This window comes from Mesorhizobium sp. M7A.F.Ca.MR.148.00.0.0, from assembly GCF_003997735.1.
In the GTDB taxonomy this organism is placed as follows: Bacteria; Pseudomonadota; Alphaproteobacteria; order Rhizobiales; family Rhizobiaceae; genus Mesorhizobium.
The window spans coordinates 1-15897 of sequence record NZ_RZTB01000027.1 but is presented as its reverse complement, the minus strand read 5'-3'; the positions used below and the strand labels follow the sequence as shown (position 1 = coordinate 15897).

Genomic DNA, 15897 nt, shown 5'->3' with positions numbered 1-15897 from the left:
CCAGTATTTCTTTGTTCTGTCTGTCTAGTGGCGTGCCCTTGGGAGGAATTTCGCGTCGCTCGGACCACCCCGAGATGGGTTTGCCCTGTCGCGGATGCCAATCACGAAGATGTTCCTCCGCAGCTCGAATCCGGGTCTTGAAATTTGGCACAGGCCTTCGGCGGTTAGTTTTTTATCCATTATAATCAAATACTTATGAGAAAACCGCCCCGCGCATGACGCCGTCGTCCAATGAGCCGACGTTCACCAAACATGGACGGTCCGTCAATCACAATCGAACCGAACGGTTCGGTTTTATCGAAGATGGGCGAATTCAGGCTACTCAAAGGCGGCGGCAGCAGCCGAGTCCGCTATTTGCCTTGCGGCTGGATCGATACTATCGGTTGTTCCTGCGTATGCATTGTACGCTGCCAGCCGCATCCTCCGAGACGCGAGATGGCAGCTTCCCAGGACAGCGATAGAGATGCGGCTGCTGCTCGTCGAAGACAATCGCGAACTGGCCGACTGGCTGGGCAAGACCCTGCGTCAGGCGAACTATGTCGTCGACGTCGTCCACGACGGCGAAGATGTCGAGCACGCGCTGGCCGCCGGTGACCACGCACTTGTCATCCTCGACCTGGCATTGCCGCGTATGGGCGGCCTGGAAGTGCTGCGCATGCTGAGGGCGCGCGGCAATGCGGTGCCGGTGATTGTATTGACCGCCAATGCCAGCCTCGACGGCCGGGTCAAGGGCCTCAATGAAGGCGCCGACGACTATCTGGCGAAGCCGTTCCAGATCGAGGAACTGGAGGCGCGCATCCGCGTGCAGCTGCGCCGCGCCAATGACCGCACCGCGCCTGTCGTTGCTTGCGGCGACCTTGTCTTCGACACCAACACGCGGCTGTTTTCGCTCGCAGGCGAAACACTGGCGCTGACGCCGCGCGAGCATGCCGTGCTTGAACAGTTGATGGTCAAGGCCGGGCGCACGGTAAGCAAGGCGGCCTTGTCGGCGGCGATCTACGATTTCGAGACCGACGCCGACCCCAGCGCCATCGAGATCTATGTGCACCGTGTGCGCAAGAAACTCGAAGGGTCTCGGGTCCAGATCGCCACCTTGCGTGGTCTTGGCTATCTCTTGCGCCATGAGGATTAGCAGCCTCCGCCTGCAGTTGCTGGCCTGGGTGGTGCTGCCGCTTGCGGGGCTCGCCACCATCAACCTGTGGACCAGTCACCACAGCGCGCTGGCGACCGCCGATCTGGTCACGGACCGAATGCTGCTCGGTTCGGCACGCGCGATTGCCGAACAGGTCGCCATAGTGGATGGCGTTCTCGACGCCACGGTGCCACCGGCGGCAATCGAGATGTTCGACACCGGTGATCGCGACAGCGTCTATTATCATGTCGAGACGGCTGGCGGGCGTTTGCTGACCGGCTACCCCGACCTCCCCGAGGGTCCGAGGCAGCCCAGCATGGAAGCGGTCTATCGCGACCAAGCGCTGCGGCTGCTGACATTCAGTCATGCGGTGGTCGGCGCCGGCGGCGACTCGCCAATATCCGTCACCGTTGGTGTCACGCTGGCCGGACATGATGCGATGGTGAAACGGCTGTGGCTCAGCGCCTTTGCCCAGCAACTGGCGCTGGTGGCCATTGCCGGCATCTTCGTCCTGCTCGGTCTGCGTCGTGGCCTAGCGCCGCTGATCAGGCTGCGCGACGCGGTGCGCTCGCCAAGCCGCAGCGACCTTGACCCTGTCGAGGTGCCAGGTGCGCAAAGCGAGATCCGCCCGCTGATCGATGCGCTCAACGCCTATATGGAGCGGGTGCGGGCGCAGATGGCGGCGCAGCGCCGCTTCATCGCGAATGCGGCGCACCAGTTGCGCACACCGCTGGCGCTGCTGTCGACGCAGGCGAGCTACGCGCTTCGCGAAAGTGCCTCCGACGCGCGCCAGGAAGCCTTGGTGGCGCTGCAGGCGAGCTCCGGCAGGCTGGCACGGCTGGCCGAACAATTGCTGACCCTATCGCGAGCCGAACCGGGCAGTCGGCGGCCGCGCGCCGACCACGTCGACCTGACCGAAGCCGCTCGGCACGTTCTGGAAACGCATGCGCCAATAGCAATCGGTCGCAACATCGATCTCGGCCTCGAGGAGGCCGGACCTGTGCCGGTTATCGGCGACGGCACCATGCTGCGCGAGATGATCGTCAATCTTGTCGATAACGCACTGCGCTACACCCGGGCCGGCGGCAGCGTCACGGTGAAGTTGGCGGCCACCGACGGCGAAGCCGTGCTGACGGTCGCCGATGACGGGCCCGGCATTCCGGCTGACGAACGCGACCACGTGTTCGAGCGCTTCTACCGCATCGCCGGTTCGACCCAGGAAGGCAGTGGGCTCGGCCTCGCCATCGTGCGCGAGGTTGTCGAAAATGCCGGCGGCCGCGTCACCCTTGGAGATGGCGCGACCGGCGGTCTGGTGGTCGAGGTCAGGTTGCCTTTGGCCTGATCAATCAGGTCCCCTGTTCGTTGAACGGAGCCGGCCGCCACTTGACGACATAGTTCTCGAAGCGAGTGATGATGAACTCCACCACCAGCGCCATCACCGCCAGGATGATCATGGCGGCAAAGACGCCATTGGCGTTGAAGGCGCCCTGCGCGGTCGAGATCAGCAGGCCCATGCCTTGCTTGGCGCCGAGGAATTCGCCGACCACCGCGCCGACCAGGGCAAAACCGAAGCTGACATGCAGGCTGGCCAGGATCCAGCTCATCGCCGACGGGATGATGACGGTGCGTGTGATCTGGAATGGCGAGGCGCCGAGGATCTGGGCGTTGGCGATCATCGCCCTGTCGGCTTCGCGCACGCCTTGAAAGGCGTTGGCGAAAACGACGAAGAACACCATCACCACGGCGAGCGCCACCTTGGAGGCCATGCCGAGGCCGAGTGCGATGATGAACACGGAACCCAGCACCACACGCGGCACCGAATTGGCGATCTTGATGTAGATGGAAAAGACGTCCGCCAGCAGCCGATTGCGGCCCAGGATGATGCCGGCGGCGATGCCGCCAACAGCGCCGATGACGAAGCCGAGGAAGGTCTCCTCCAGCGTCACATAGATCTGCACCCAGAGCGGACCTTGCGACGTGCCTTCGGTGACCCACACCCAGATCTGGTCCCAGATGCCGGAAGGGCTGGCGAAGAAGAACGGATCGATGATGTTGTAGTCGGCGCCGAGTTCCCACAGGCCGAGGAAGACGACGAGGATAGCCAGGCGCAGGCCGATGACCAGCGCATGGCGGCGGCGCAGCCGCGCCCTCGCCCGGCCTTCGGCGACCGCGATGGAGGCGTCTCGGACTGCTGCATGATCGGCGGTTGAAGAGATGGCGGTCATGGCTGTGTCCCTCTCAATGGCCGGTTTGCAAGGTGCGGCTCTGGCCGAGCTGCACTTCCTCGCGCAGGTCGTTCCAGATCACCTTGGCGATCTCGACGAATTTCGGGTCGTAGCGAATGTCGGCCATGACGCGCGGACGCGGCAGGTCGATGCGGTAGACGCTCTTGACCGTGCCCGGTCCCGCCGTCAGCACATAAACCTTGTCGGCCAGTGCCACCGCCTCCTCCAGGTCGTGGGTGACGAACACGACGGAAGACTTCTGCTCCGACCACAGGCCCAGCAGTTCGTCCTGCATGGCGGTGCGCGTCTGCATGTCGAGCGCACTGAAGGGCTCGTCCATCAGCAGGATCTTGGGCTGGTTGATGAAGGTCTGGGCGAGTGCGACGCGCTTGCGCATGCCGCCGGATAGCTGGTGCGGATAGTGCTTTTCGAAGCGCCCAAGGCCGACACGGGCGATCCAGTCGCGCGCCCGCTCATAGGCCTGCGCCTTGGGCGTGCCGCGATAGAGCGGACCGGCGGCGACATTGTCGATGACGCTGCGCCACGGAAACAGCGCATCGGCCTGGAAGACGAAGCCGATGTCGCGGCTGATGTCGTTGACGGGATTGCCCATGACCCGGACATTGCCTGTCGTCGGCCGCAACAGGCCGGTGACGAGGTTGAGCGTCGTCGACTTGCCGCAGCCGGTCGGCCCGACGACGCAGGCGAATTCGCCGCGCGCCACGGTCATGGTGAAATCGCGGATCGCCGTCATCATGTGGCCGTCCGGTGTGACGAAGCGCAGTGTCACATCGTCGATGGCGATCGCGGCATCGGCTGGCGGCGCGGCCTGAGACAGTCTCTCGGCCGCCATGGGTTGCAGTTGCATGGCACTCTCCTGTCGCAATGGGGAAGGAGCCACAGCGCGGCCGCGGTCTCCAGATGGTCCGGCAAGGGCTGTGCCGATGCCGGTTTGATTTAGGCAAACGGCGCAAGCTATTGTTCTTCGATGGACGAAGACGGGAAGCCCGCACCGTTGGGGACGAGGCTTATTTGGCGGCGTCGACGAATGCCGTTGTGTAGGTCTTCGACAAGTCGATCTGCTTGCCCTGCAGGCTCTTGGAGAATGTCGAGAGGACCTTGAGCACGGTCGGCGGGCCGTCGGCCGGCATGCGGCCGTCCGGCGTGAACATCGCCTTGCCGCCGGCCAGCCCCTGCACGTAGAGATCCCTGTTGCCGGCGTAATAGTCCTTCGGCATCTTGTCGGCGATCTCCTCGGCCGAATGGGTGGCGATGAACTTCATCGTCATGACGAAGGCATTGGCGAGCTTCTGTGCCTCATCCTTGTGGTCTTCGAGCCAAGCGGACTGGACGTAGAAGGACGCCGCCGGATAGGGGCCGCCCAGCGCTTCCTTGGTCTTTTCCGGGGTGCGCATATCGACCAGGACATTGGCCTCGCCGGTCTTGAGCAATTGGGCAATGGTCGGCTCGGTGGTCATGCCCGCCTGGATCTGATCCTGCTTGACGGCGGCGATGAAGGTGTTGCCGGCGCCGACCGGCAGCAGCGTATAGTCGCCGGGCTTCAGGCCATTGCGCACGGCCAGATACTGGCTGAGGAAATCGGTCGACGAGCCGAGGCCGGTGACGCCAAGCGTGGCCCCCTTGAAGTCGGCTGGCGACTTGATCTCGGAGTGCCTGGCGGAGACCAGCTCGACCTCGCCAGGCGCCTGGCCGAACTGGACGATCGACTGGATGTATTTGCCCTTCGACTGGAGGTCGATGGTGTGGTCGTAGAAGCCGACGACGCCCTGCACGGCGCCGGCCAGCAATTCATTCTCGGCCTCGACGCCGGCGCGCGAGTTGACCAGTTCGACATCGAGCCCCTGATCCTTGAAGTAGCCGAGCTGCTGGGTGAGCACGGCCGGCAGATAGATCTGCTTTTCCATACCGCCGACGATGATGGTGATCTTGTCGGCCGCCGATGCCGCCGTGGCACCCGTTACGGCGATGGCCAACGCCAGCGCCGCTGAACGCAAGGCACACTTCGAGATGATACCTGTCACGAAACTTCCTCCACCTGGGGCGGCGCGCCGAAAGGCTGCGCCGCATTTCCTCCTCACCGGCCACCAGGGCCGGTCACGCGGTGAACACCGCGGCCCCCGTCATGGCATGCACAAGCTTTCAGCTGGCTTTCAGCCGTTCGATGAGTGGAAATAGACGAAATCAGGCGGGACTGCTCATCACGAGGCGTTGAACCCAAGCACGTCGCGCATGTCATATTCGCCGGGCGGACGTCCAGCCACCCAGAGTGCCGCGGCGTTGGCGCCGCGTGCGAACATGACGCGGTCGCCGGCTGCATGCGACAAGGTCAAGGTCTCGCCCTCGGCGCAGAAGCTGACGCTGTGTTCGCCGATGATGCTGCCGCCACGCAGCACCGCAAAGCCAATCTCGCCGGTCGGCCGCGCGCCGATGACGCCGTCGCGTGCAAGCCTTGCGACCGTGTCTAGGTCGATGCCGCGTCCGCCGGCTGCGGCATGCCCCAGCATCAACGCCGTCCCCGATGGCGCATCGACCTTGTGGCGATGGTGTGCCTCGACAATCTCGGCATCCCAGTCACCGGGATCGAGTGCCCGCGCCGCCTGCTCGACCAGTCCGACCAGCATGTTGAGCCCCAGCGAAAAGCTGCCGGAACGCACGATGGCAATCGTTTTCGCGGCGTCGGCGATAACAGCCAATTCAGCAGCATCGAAGCCCGTTGAGCCGATGACCAGGGCCGGCCCGCCGCGCTCGGCGCAAATGCTGGCCAGATCAGCCGAGGCAGCCGGCGTGGTGAAGTCGATGACCAGGTCGGCCACGGCAAGCGCCTCGTCGCGGCTCACCAGCCCTTCGCCGATACTGCCCGGCCGGTGGAAGCGGGCGGCGAGCGCCAGCCGCGCGTCGCCGTGCACGGCGGACGCCATCTCGCGGCCCATGCGGCCCAGCGCACCCGCGACGGCGACCCTGACCGGTGTTTTCGACATGGCGCTATCCCGCGGCTATTTATTTCCACATGCCGCGCATGCGCGCGCCGATGTCGACGCGCACCTCCGGCCGAGCCGCCCTGCCCTGTGCCGCCTGTGCGCTCGGCCAGGACACCTGCTGGAACGCAGCCACGATCGAAGCCGGGATGAAGCGGGTGCGCGAGGCATAGAGATGGCGGTCGCCGCGCGCCGCCTGGCCGTGCGGAAAGAAGCGTTGCGGCATGACCAGGTTGAGATTGTCCTTGGCCCGCGTCATCGCCACGTAGAGCAGCCGGCGCTCCTCCTCGATGTCTTCCTTGGTGCCGACGCCGAGATCGGCCGGGATACAGCCGTCGACCGTGTTGAGCACGAAGACGTTCTTCCATTCCTGGCCCTTGGCCGAATGGATGGTCGACAGGATCAGATAGTCCTCGTCGCGATGCGGCGGCCCGGCCTGCTCACTGGTGGCGTCTGGCGGATCGAGCGTCAATTCTGTCAGGAAGCGTTCGCGCGAAGCATAGCCCGAACCGATCTGCTCAAGTTGCAAGAGATCGGCGCGCCGCGTCGTCGCATCCTCGTGGATGCGCTCCAGATGCGGCTCATACCACAGCCTGATCTGTTCGAGGTCGGCCGGCCATTTGGCGCCGGCGCGCAGGCCGGAATAGAGCGAGACGAAGCCCGGCCAGTCATCCGCGGCGCGTTGCGGCGGACGCCAGCCGGCCAGCCCCATGGCCTCGTCCAGCGCCGTCGTCATGGTCTCGACGATCTGCGCGGCAGCCGAAGGGCCGATGCCCGGCATCAGTTGCAGCACGCGGAAGCCGGCGACCCGGTCGCGCGGGTTCTCGGCGAAGCGCAGCACCGCCAACACGTCCTTGACATGGGCGGCATCGAGGAACTTCAGACCACCGAACTTGACGAAGGGAATGTTGCGCCGCGTCAGCTCGATCTCCAGCGGGCCGCTGTGGTGCGAGGCGCGAAACAGCACCGCCTGCGATTTCAGTGCCGTGCCGGCCTCGCGCTCGGCCAGGATGGTATCGCAGACGAAATTGGCCTGCTCGACCTCGTCGCGCACGGTCACCAGTTTTGGCCTGTCGGTGGACTTGCGCTCCGACCACAGGTTCTTGGTGAAGCGCTCCGAGGCTTCGCCGATCACCGCATTGGCGGCCGCCAGGATGGTTTCGGTCGAGCGGTAATTGCGCTCCAGCATCACGACGTCGGCGGCTTGCGCGAACTGGTTGGGGAAGTCGAGGATGTTGCGCACCTCGGCGGCACGGAACGAATAGATCGACTGCGCATCGTCGCCCACCACCGTCAGCCCGGCGCCGTCGGGTTTCAGCGCCATCAGGATCGAAGCCTGCAAGCGGTTAGTGTCCTGGTATTCATCGACCAGCACATGATCGAAACGCCCGCCCAGATGCGCTGCTATCTCGGGCTCCGCCGCCATCTGCGCCCAGTAGAGCAGCAAATCGTCGTAATCGAGCACGTTTTGCGCCTGCTTGGCCTCGACATAACCGGCGAACAATTGTTTCAGTTGCTCCGCCCAACCGGCGCACCAGGGAAAGGCGGAACCCAACACCTCGTTGAGCGGCGCCTGTGCGTTGACGGCGCGCGAATAGATGGCAAGGCAGGTGCCCTTGGTGGGGAAACGCGCTTCCGTCTTCGAGAAGCCGAGTTCGTGGCGGACCAGGTTCATCAGGTCGGCGGAATCCTCGCGATCATGGATGGTGAAGGCAGGGTCGAGGCCGATCTCCAGCGCATAGTCGCGAAGCAGCCGCGCGCCGATGCCGTGAAAGGTTCCCGCCCAGGTCAGCGCATCGGTGATGACAGCTGCATCGCGGCCGAGCACTTCGCCGGCGATACGCTCGACGCGCCTGGCCATTTCGGACGCGGCGCGGCGCGAAAACGTCATCAGCAGGATGCGGCGCGGGTCGGCCCCCTTGACGACCAGATGGGCGACGCGGTGAGCCAGCGTGTTGGTTTTGCCCGAACCCGCGCCGGCAATGACCAGCAGCGGACCGGCGATCTGGCCGTCGCCGTGCTCGACGGCCTGGCGCTGGGCATCGTTGAGCCGGGCGAGATAGGCAGGCTGGACGGTCGGGTCCCGAAAGGTCGAATCAGCAGTGGCGAGGTTCATTGCCCATCAAGCATCGTTTCTGCTTTGTTCGCAATATCGATGCGGGGCAAACCCAACCCAAACAGATCGAGGACCGGTCCGGCGGAAGGGATCGCGCCTAGCGTTGCGGATCGACACCCATGTCGGCCGACTGCCGCCGCAAGGTCTCGCGATCATGCTTCGACGGCGGCAACAGCAGCGGGTCGACCGTATCGGGCACGTTTTCGACCATCTTCCTGGCGATGCGATAAGTGACATAGGCGAAGGCGCCGGCGACGAGCAGACGGAACATAGTGCAACACTCCTTTGGAGCAGAACCAACCGGGGAAACCGCCTTTGGTTCCCTTGCCAATCGTCCACGCGCGCAGTCGAAGATGGAGGGCGGTTTCGCCAGCGCTCCCCGATGCATTCTCGAGGCAACCGGAAGCGGAACTTGGCCTTTGCGAGGTTCGCGTGCTGCCGCAACCCGCTGTGGCGTCCCGGACGGACTTTTGGGGAAGAAGGCCGGCGCCGCTTGGGAGGAGTGAAGCGCCGGCCAAGCGGATAATTAGGTCCGCCGCACAGGTAAGGCTAGCTGAGTCTTTCCCCTGCGTCATCGGGGGATTATCTTTGTTAAAAGCGTACCGAGGCGCACTGCCCTATCGGTCGCCGGTCCGTCACAAGCTTGTCCCGGCCAGCATCCCGGCAATCTCCTTCATCTTCCCGCCTCGCCGCCCAATCGTTGCCTGACCAGCGCGACATGGAAATTCGTGCCGAACAGCAGCCCGTCATCGTCGAAGTCGTAGCTGGAATTGTGCAGCGGCGCCGAGCCCTCGCCATTGCCGAGGAAAACGAAGCAGCCCGGCACATGGTCGAGGAAGCGGGCGAAATCCTCGGAGGCGGTCATCGGCTCGCGGGCGACGGCGATGTTGCCGGGTTCGAAGACGTGCCTTGCGGCGGCAAATGCCGCATCGACCAGTTCAGCATCGTTGCGCAGCGGCACGAACTCCCTGCTGTAATTGACCTCAGCCGCGACATTGTAGGCGGCAGCGGTGCCCTGCGTAATGATGCGCATCTGCCGCTCGATCTCGGCGCTGACCTCGGGGCGGAAGCTGCGCGCATCGCCGAGGATACGGGCAAGGCCGGGCAGAGCGTTGCGGATGCCGTCGGTGATCAGCTCGGTCACCGAAACCACCGATATGTCGGCCGGGCTCAGCCGGCGCGAGACGATGGTCTGCAGATTGGTGACCAGCGCGCAGGCGGCGACCAGCGTCTCATTGCCCGCATGCGGCCGCGCGGCATGGCCGCCGAGCCCTTTGAGCACGATCTCGAAGATATCCTCGGCCGACATTATGGGGCCGGCACGGGTCTCGAAATGCCCGATCGGCAAGCCGGGCATGTTGTGCAGGCCGAAGATCTCGTCGAAGGGAAAGCGCTGCATCAGCCCATCGTCGAGCATGGCGAGTGCGCCCCTGCCCCATTCCTCGGCCGGCTGAAAGACGAAGCGCACGGTGCCGTCGAAACCGCCCTCACCTGCCAGCAGCTTTGCCGCGCCGAGCAGCATGGTGGTGTGGCCGTCATGGCCGCAGGCATGCATGATGCCAGGATTGCCGGATCGGTAGGATGCGTCCGATTGCTCTGATATGCGCAGTGCATCCATGTCGGCCCTGAGCGCAATCGCCCGGTTGCCGCTGCCGCGCGTCAGCGTGCCGACGACGCCGGTGCCGCCGACGCCTTCGGTGACATCATCGAGGCCGAACTCACGCAATTTAGCGGCGACGAAGGCTGCGGTACGCTTCTCCTCGAAACCGAATTCGGGATGCGCGTGCAGATCGCGCCGCCAGAAAATCATTTCCTGCTTCAGCGCATCGCGATCGAGTTCAGACATTTTCCGCCCCTTCTGACCTAGTTTGCCAGTTGCGCGGCCACATCAAGCAGGATGTTGGCCCCGGCAACAAGCTCGGCATCTTCGGTGTGTTCGCGCGGACTGTGGCTGATGCCATCGGCGCTCGGCACGAAGATCATGGCCGCCGGTGCGATGCGCGCCAGCATCTGTGCATCGTGGCCGGCGCCGGACGTCATGCGCCTGACGCCAAGGCCACGGCGTTTCGCGGCCGCCTCGATTCGTTCGACGATGCGAAGGTCGAAGATCACCGGCTCGAAGCGAGCCAGTTGCTCGACCGAGATCGTCACGTTCTCATCGGTGGCAAGCTGCTCGAGATAGGCAGCAAGCGCCGCCTCCTCCGCCTGGAGGCGCTGTTCGTCGGGGTCGCGCAGATCGATGGTGAAGACGGCGCGCGAGGGAGTGACGTTGATGGCATTCGGCTCGAAGCGGATCGTACCCACGGTCGCCACCGTCGGCGCGTTCGAGGCTTTGATCCGGTCGAGCAGGAAGGTGATGGTCCGGGCGGCGGCATGGCCGGCATCGCTGCGCATCGACATCGGCGTGGTGCCGGCATGATTGGCGACGCCGTCTATGATGATGCGCTGCCAGGAGATGCCCTGCAGATTCTCCACCGCGCCGATCGGCAAACCTTCGCGTTCCAGCACCGGCCCCTGTTCGATGTGCAGTTCGAGATAGGCGTGCGGCTTGAGGAAGCCGGGCTCGCTGTCGCCGGCATAGCCGATGCGGGCGAGTTCCTGCCCCAGCACGCTGCCGTCCGTGCCGACGGCCGCCAGCACCGTTTCGGCATCGATGCCGCCGGCGTGGACCAGCGAGCCCATCATGTCGGGCGTGTAGCGTACGCCCTCCTCATTGGTGAAAGCGGCGACCGCGATCGGGCGCGACGGCGAAAAGCCTGTCGCCTTGAGCGTCTCGATCACTTCCAGCCCGGCAAGCACCCCGTAGCAGCCGTCATAGATGCCGGCATCGATGACGGTGTCGATATGCGAGCCGATGAGCAGCGGCGCCTGCCCGATACTTTCCGGGCTTTGCCAGGTGCCGAATATGTTGCCGACCCGGTCGATGGCGACATCGAGCCCTGCCTGCCGCAGCCAGCCGACGAAGAGATCGCGGCCCTGCTTGTCGGTGTCGGAGGCGGCCAGCCGGATCAGCCTGTCCTCGCGGTCGCGACCGACGGCACCGAGTTCGCGGATACGGCCAAGCAGGCGCTGTGCATTGATGGCGATCATGCCGTTGCCTCGGCTTTTCTCTTGCCTTCCAGCACATCGGCCGGGCTCATGCCAACCAGCTCGGCATAGCGATGCGGGTCGGTGGCACCTTCGGTGTTGATCACCAGCACCCGCGATTTGCCGTCCAGTCCAAGCTCGGTCGGGTTGTCGGCCATCGCCCGGATCAGCCCGGCAAGACCAACACCGCCGCTTTCGCCGGCGACGATCACCGGATCCCCGGCGGCCGGCCGGGCCAGCCGCCGCATCACCGCGATGGCGTCGGCCTCATCCACCGTCATGAAGGCATCGGCGGCGCGCGCCAGCACCCGCCAGGCTACCGGGGAGGCCTCGTAGCATTCAAGCATGGCCATCACCGTCGGCCGGCCATGCGCGACCCTGACCGGGTGCCCGGCCTGGGCGGCTGCAAAAACACAGGCTGCACGCGCCGGCTCGACCACGATGAAGGTAGGCTTGGCGTCACCGAGCACGATGGCGAGATGACCGGCCAGCGCGGCGGCAATGCCACCGACACCAGCCTGCACAAAGACGTGGGTTGGTGTCCGAGGGAGCTGACGCAGCGCTTCGCGCACGATCGCCGTATAGCCCTGCATGACCAGACCAGGAATCCGTTCATAGCCCGGCCATGAGGTGTCGGACACGACGGTCCAGCCCTTCTCGGCCGAAACCTGGGCGGCCTGCCTGACCGAATCATCATAGTTGCCGTCGACGCGGATCATCTCGGCACCATAGCGGGCGATCGCCGCTATGCGCTCCTCGCTGACGCCGGCGTGGACGAAGATCGCCGCCCGCGCGCCGACGAGTTGCGCGCCTTGCGCAACGGAGCGGCCATGATTGCCGTCGGTCGCACAGGCAAATGTCATCGCAGCAGTGACGGCCCGTACATCAGGCCGATCGAGATTGGCAACATCGACGGGCCGGCCAAGCCGGTTGCCTGCCTCCTCCAGCACCAGGCGGAAGACGGCATAAGCGCCGCCCAGAGCCTTGAAGCTGCCGAGGCCGAGGCGAAAGCCTTCATCCTTGATATGGATAGCGCTAATTCCGAGTTCGCTGGCAAACGCCGGAAGCGCATGCAGCGGCGTTTTCAGGTGATTGTCGCGATGGGAAAGAAAACGCTCGACCGTGTCAGCGCCGGCCACGCCGAGGATTTCGGCATCGGCCGGATCGAGTGGCAGGCGATGCAGAGTATTGCGATTGAGCAGGAACACTGGCGGGCCTCCTTGGCATTCGGCGAGAATATATTGCAGGATCGGTGCAAAGGGCGCTGTAATATGGCCTCCCAAATGCAAGTTTGTTTCGCCTAGGACCTCTCCATTGCCTGTATCGCCACCCTCGCTCGACAATTTCGATCTCTCCATCCTTGCCATCCTGCAGCGCGACAACACGACGCCGCAGCGGCTGATCGGCGAGGCGGTGAACCTGTCGGCGCCGGCGGTGCAGCGCCGCATCAAGCGCATGGAGCAGACCGGCGTCATCGCCGGCAATGTCGCGGTCGTCGAGCCGGCAGCGGTCGGCCAGCCGATCACCATCTTCGTCGAGGTGGAACTCGAGAGCGAACGTGCCGAACTGATCGATGCGGCCAAGCGGCAATTCTCGGCAACCCCCGAAGTTCAGCAATGCTACTATGTCACCGGCGAGGCCGATTTCATCCTGGTCATCACCGTGGCCGACATGGCCGCCTATGAGGCGCTGACGCGAAAACTGTTCTTCGACAGCAACAATGTCCGCAAGTTCCGAACTTTTGTTGCGATGGACCGGGTCAAGGTCGGGTTGACGGTGCCATTGCCCGGCTGAGCGTATCCCTGAACGGTGTGATCTGGCGCGAGACGAGCGGAGTTCTCGCCAACCTTAGCCGGCCGCGCGCAGCCACACCTTGTTGTCGTGGAAGGCAGCCCCCCCATAGGGTGCCGGCGCGTCGGCGCCGGTCAGCACATTGATGCCTTCGCCGCGCTCATGCGCGCTGTTTGGCCAGATGCCTTCGGCGATGACGACGCCGCGCTTGATACCGTCAAACAGTTTCGCATGCAGCACGACTTCGCCGCGCGTGTTGCCGACCTCGACACGGTCGCCGTCGGCCAGACCAAGTGCTGCGGCATCATCGGGGTGCAGCAGGAGTTCCGGGCGGCCTTCCCTGGCCTTCGACACCGGCGTTTCCGAGAATGTTGAGTTGAGGAAATTGCGCGCCGGCGACGTGGTCAGCCGGAACGGATGCGCTTCGTCGGCGACCTCGATCAGGTCGACATGGTCGGGAAATTCCGGCAGCCGCGCCACCGGGCCGAACAGGCCCATGCTTTTCGGTGGCCGGTTGGGGGCCGCCTGCCCGGTCCAGTCGGCGCGGAAACGGAATTTTCCGTCGGCGTGGCCGAACCCCTTGATGAAATGCGCGGTGTCGAAGTCCGGCTGCAGGTCGACCCACTTGTCTTCCTTCAAGCTTTCGAAACTGCCCAGCCCGCGCTTGCCCAGGATGATGTCGATATGCTGCTGCTCGGTCAGGCCGAAGCCCGGACGGTCGGCGACGCCGAGGCGTTCTGCCAGTTGCTCGATGACGAAATGGTTGGTGCGCGGCCCTTCCGGCGGCTCGATCAGCTTGGGGCCGAGCGTGATGTGCTGGTTGCCGCCGCCCTTGTAGACGTCGTCGTGCTCGAGGAACATCGTCGCCGGCAGAACGACATCGGCAAGCTTGGCCGTGTCGGTCATGAACTGCTCATGCACGCAAGAGAACAGGTCGTCGCGCATAAAACCCTGTTTCACCAGCCGCTGTTCCGGCGCGACATTTACCGGGTTGGTGTTCTGGATCAGCATCGCCGTCACCGGCGGGCCGCCATAAAGCGCGTCGCTGGCTCCGGTCAGCACCGGGCCGATGCGCGAATGGTCGAGATGGCGGATCGAGGGATCGCGCATCCTGGTGCCTTCGAGCACTTCCTGGTTGAGCTTGAAGATGCCGGAATTGGAATGGAAGGCGCCGCCGCCCTCATATTGCCAGCTGCCGGTGACAGCCGCGATGCAGGACGCTGCATGCATGTTGACGGCGCCATTGCGCTGGCGCGCGAAGCCGTAGCCGAGGCGGAAATAGGTCTTTTTCGTCGTGCCGACGAGGCGGGCGAAGGCCTCGATCTCGGCGACCGTCAAGCCGGTGATCCCGGCCGCCCAGTCCGGCGTGCGCGTCTCGAGATGCGCTTCCAGCCCTTTCGGGTCGTCCGTGTACTTTTCGAGGTAGGCGCGGTCGGCCATGCCATCCCTGAACAGCACATGCATGACCGCGCAGGCCAGCGCGCCATCGGTGCCCGGCTTCAGCACCAGGCCGAGATCGGCCTGCTTCATCGTCGCATTCTCATAGACGTCGATGACGACGATCTTCGCGCCGCGCTCCTTGCGCGCCTTGATGGCGTGCGTCATGACGTTGACCTGCGTCACCACAGCATTGGTGCCCCAGATCACCACGCAATCGGATTTCGCCATCTCGCGCGGGTCCGGCCCGCGCAAGGCGCCGGCGCCCATCATCCAGCCGGTCCAGGCGAGATTGGTGCAGATCGAACCGAAAAAGCCGGAGTATTTCTTGGCGTGGCGCAGCCGGTCGATGCCGTCGCGCTGCACCAGCCCCATCGTGCCGGCATAATAATAGGGCCAGCCCGTCTCCGAGCCGTATTTCTCCTCGGCCGCGATGAATTTTTCGGCGACGAGGTCGAGCGCCGCCTCCCAGCTTGCTTCTTTCCAGGCGCCGTCGCCCTTGGAACCGGCGCGGATCAGCGGCTTCAGCAAACGGTCGGGATGATGGACGCGGTCGGCATAGCGGGCAACCTTGGCGCAGACGACACCGGCCGTGTAGCTGTTGGACTTGGCGCCATGGACGCGGCCGATGCGGTTGCCGTCAAGCAACTCGACCTCGAGCGCGCAGGTCGAGGGGCAATCATGCGGACAGGCCGAATGGCCGATGCGAAGCTTGGCGTGTTGGTTCATGGGGCGAGGTTAACCGGTTCCGGACGCGGCGTGTAGGGCCAGATCTTACCCTCCCCTTGATGGGGAGGGTCGGCGTGTAACGCCGGGGTGGGGTGTGGCGCAGACCCCACCCCGCTCCGCTTCGCGGATCGACCCTCCCCACAAGGGGGAGGGTAATCACTCCGCCGTGCCTTCCTCATACTCTGCCGACATGGTCAGCCACTTTTCCTCGTGGCCGGCCAGCGTCTGGGCCAGTTGCGAGCGCTCCTTCGCCAGCCGTGTCGCCGTCGAGGGATCCTTCTCGTAGACCGCCGGATTGGACAGTTCGTCCTCAATGCCGTCGATGCGCTTGCGAATGCGGTCCATCAGCGCTTCGGTGGCGCGGATCTCCTTGGCCAGCGGCTC

At 64.6% G+C, this 15897-nt stretch carries 13 protein-coding genes and 1 pseudogene; 3 read left to right on the top strand and 11 right to left on the bottom strand.

Going from position 1 to position 15897, the window contains the following annotated elements:
- The first annotated feature begins 463 nt into the window (after positions 1–463).
- Positions 464–1132: a response regulator gene (locus EOB49_RS13280; protein WP_027037920.1), complete on the top strand. Its 669-nt coding sequence runs from the start codon at positions 464–466 to the stop codon at positions 1130–1132.
- The gene (locus EOB49_RS13275; protein ID WP_127381223.1) at positions 1122–2474 is read left to right on the top strand and encodes a sensor histidine kinase; all 1353 of its coding nucleotides are present in this window, start codon (positions 1122–1124) and stop codon (positions 2472–2474) included. Before EOB49_RS13280 ends, EOB49_RS13275 begins: the two co-directional genes overlap by 11 nt.
- Positions 2475–2478: 4 nt before the next feature.
- On the opposite strand, the gene EOB49_RS13270 is transcribed toward EOB49_RS13275, so the two are convergent.
- The 9 genes from EOB49_RS13270 to EOB49_RS13230 all read right to left on the bottom strand — a co-directional run bounded on the left by EOB49_RS13270 (position 2479) and on the right by EOB49_RS13230 (position 12764).
- Entirely contained in the window at positions 2479–3357 is an 879-nt protein-coding gene (locus EOB49_RS13270; protein ID WP_127381222.1) for an ABC transporter permease, read from the bottom strand.
- 13 nt (positions 3358–3370) lie between these two features.
- A complete protein-coding gene (locus tag EOB49_RS13265) occupies positions 3371–4225 on the bottom strand; it encodes an ABC transporter ATP-binding protein (protein WP_127381221.1) in 855 nt (284 codons plus the stop codon).
- 160 nt (positions 4226–4385) lie between these two features.
- On the bottom strand, positions 4386–5372 hold the full coding sequence (locus EOB49_RS13260) for an ABC transporter substrate-binding protein (RefSeq protein ID WP_245472689.1): 987 nt from the start codon (positions 5370–5372) through the stop codon (positions 4386–4388).
- 204 nt (positions 5373–5576) lie between these two features.
- Entirely contained in the window at positions 5577–6356 is a 780-nt protein-coding gene (gene dapB / locus EOB49_RS13255; RefSeq protein ID WP_127381219.1) for a 4-hydroxy-tetrahydrodipicolinate reductase, read from the bottom strand.
- Positions 6357–6375: 19 nt separating this feature from the next.
- Positions 6376–8469, bottom strand: coding sequence for an ATP-dependent helicase (locus EOB49_RS13250; RefSeq protein WP_127381218.1), 2094 nt, complete (start codon positions 8467–8469; stop codon positions 6376–6378).
- A 97-nt stretch (positions 8470–8566) separates the two neighbouring features.
- A complete protein-coding gene (locus EOB49_RS13245; protein ID WP_081738796.1) occupies positions 8567–8740 on the bottom strand; it encodes a hypothetical protein in 174 nt (57 codons plus the stop codon).
- 402 nt (positions 8741–9142) lie between these two features.
- Positions 9143–10315: a M20 aminoacylase family protein gene (locus EOB49_RS13240; RefSeq protein ID WP_127381217.1), complete on the bottom strand. Its 1173-nt coding sequence runs from the start codon at positions 10313–10315 to the stop codon at positions 9143–9145.
- A gap of 17 nt (positions 10316–10332) precedes the next feature.
- Positions 10333–11559, bottom strand: coding sequence for a Zn-dependent hydrolase (locus EOB49_RS13235; protein WP_127381216.1), 1227 nt, complete (start codon positions 11557–11559; stop codon positions 10333–10335).
- Positions 11556–12764, bottom strand: a complete 1209-nt coding sequence (locus tag EOB49_RS13230; RefSeq protein WP_127381215.1) for a diaminopropionate ammonia-lyase — start codon at positions 12762–12764, stop codon at positions 11556–11558. The genes EOB49_RS13235 and EOB49_RS13230 overlap by 4 nt, the downstream gene beginning before the upstream one ends.
- Before the next feature lie 106 nt (positions 12765–12870).
- Here EOB49_RS13230 and EOB49_RS13225 point away from each other — a divergent pair, with 106 nt between their 5' ends.
- On the top strand, positions 12871–13350 hold the full coding sequence (locus tag EOB49_RS13225; protein ID WP_127381214.1) for an Lrp/AsnC family transcriptional regulator: 480 nt from the start codon (positions 12871–12873) through the stop codon (positions 13348–13350).
- A 54-nt stretch (positions 13351–13404) separates the two neighbouring features.
- Here EOB49_RS13225 and EOB49_RS13220 read toward each other — a convergent pair whose 3' ends face one another.
- Both EOB49_RS13220 and EOB49_RS13215 read right to left on the bottom strand, forming a co-directional pair.
- Positions 13405–15513 carry a molybdopterin oxidoreductase family protein gene (locus EOB49_RS13220; RefSeq protein ID WP_127381213.1) on the bottom strand — a complete coding sequence of 703 codons (2109 nt, stop codon included), beginning with the start codon at positions 15511–15513 and terminating at the stop codon, positions 13405–13407.
- Positions 15514–15669: 156 nt separating this feature from the next.
- Positions 15670–15897, bottom strand: a pseudogene (locus EOB49_RS13215) (ABC transporter ATP-binding protein); the annotation flags it as partial.

Bases quoted from the DNA above. Each gene is read 5' to 3' on its own strand.
- EOB49_RS13240 (WP_127381217.1), bottom strand. From the start codon at position 10,315: ATGTCTGAACTCGATCGCGATGCGCTGAAGCAGGAAATGATTTTCTGG.
- EOB49_RS13275 (WP_127381223.1), top strand. From the start codon at position 1,122: ATGAGGATTAGCAGCCTCCGCCTGCAGTTGCTGGCCTGGGTGGTGCTG.
- EOB49_RS13280 (WP_027037920.1), top strand. From the start codon at position 464: ATGCGGCTGCTGCTCGTCGAAGACAATCGCGAACTGGCCGACTGGCTG.
- dapB (WP_127381219.1), bottom strand. From the start codon at position 6,356: ATGTCGAAAACACCGGTCAGGGTCGCCGTCGCGGGTGCGCTGGGCCGC.
- EOB49_RS13270 (WP_127381222.1), bottom strand. From the start codon at position 3,357: ATGACCGCCATCTCTTCAACCGCCGATCATGCAGCAGTCCGAGACGCC.
- EOB49_RS13245 (WP_081738796.1), bottom strand. From the start codon at position 8,740: ATGTTCCGTCTGCTCGTCGCCGGCGCCTTCGCCTATGTCACTTATCGC.
- EOB49_RS13265 (WP_127381221.1), bottom strand. From the start codon at position 4,225: ATGCAACTGCAACCCATGGCGGCCGAGAGACTGTCTCAGGCCGCGCCG.
- EOB49_RS13220 (WP_127381213.1), bottom strand. From the start codon at position 15,513: ATGAACCAACACGCCAAGCTTCGCATCGGCCATTCGGCCTGTCCGCAT.
- EOB49_RS13250 (WP_127381218.1), bottom strand. From the start codon at position 8,469: ATGAACCTCGCCACTGCTGATTCGACCTTTCGGGACCCGACCGTCCAG.
- EOB49_RS13235 (WP_127381216.1), bottom strand. From the start codon at position 11,559: ATGATCGCCATCAATGCACAGCGCCTGCTTGGCCGTATCCGCGAACTC.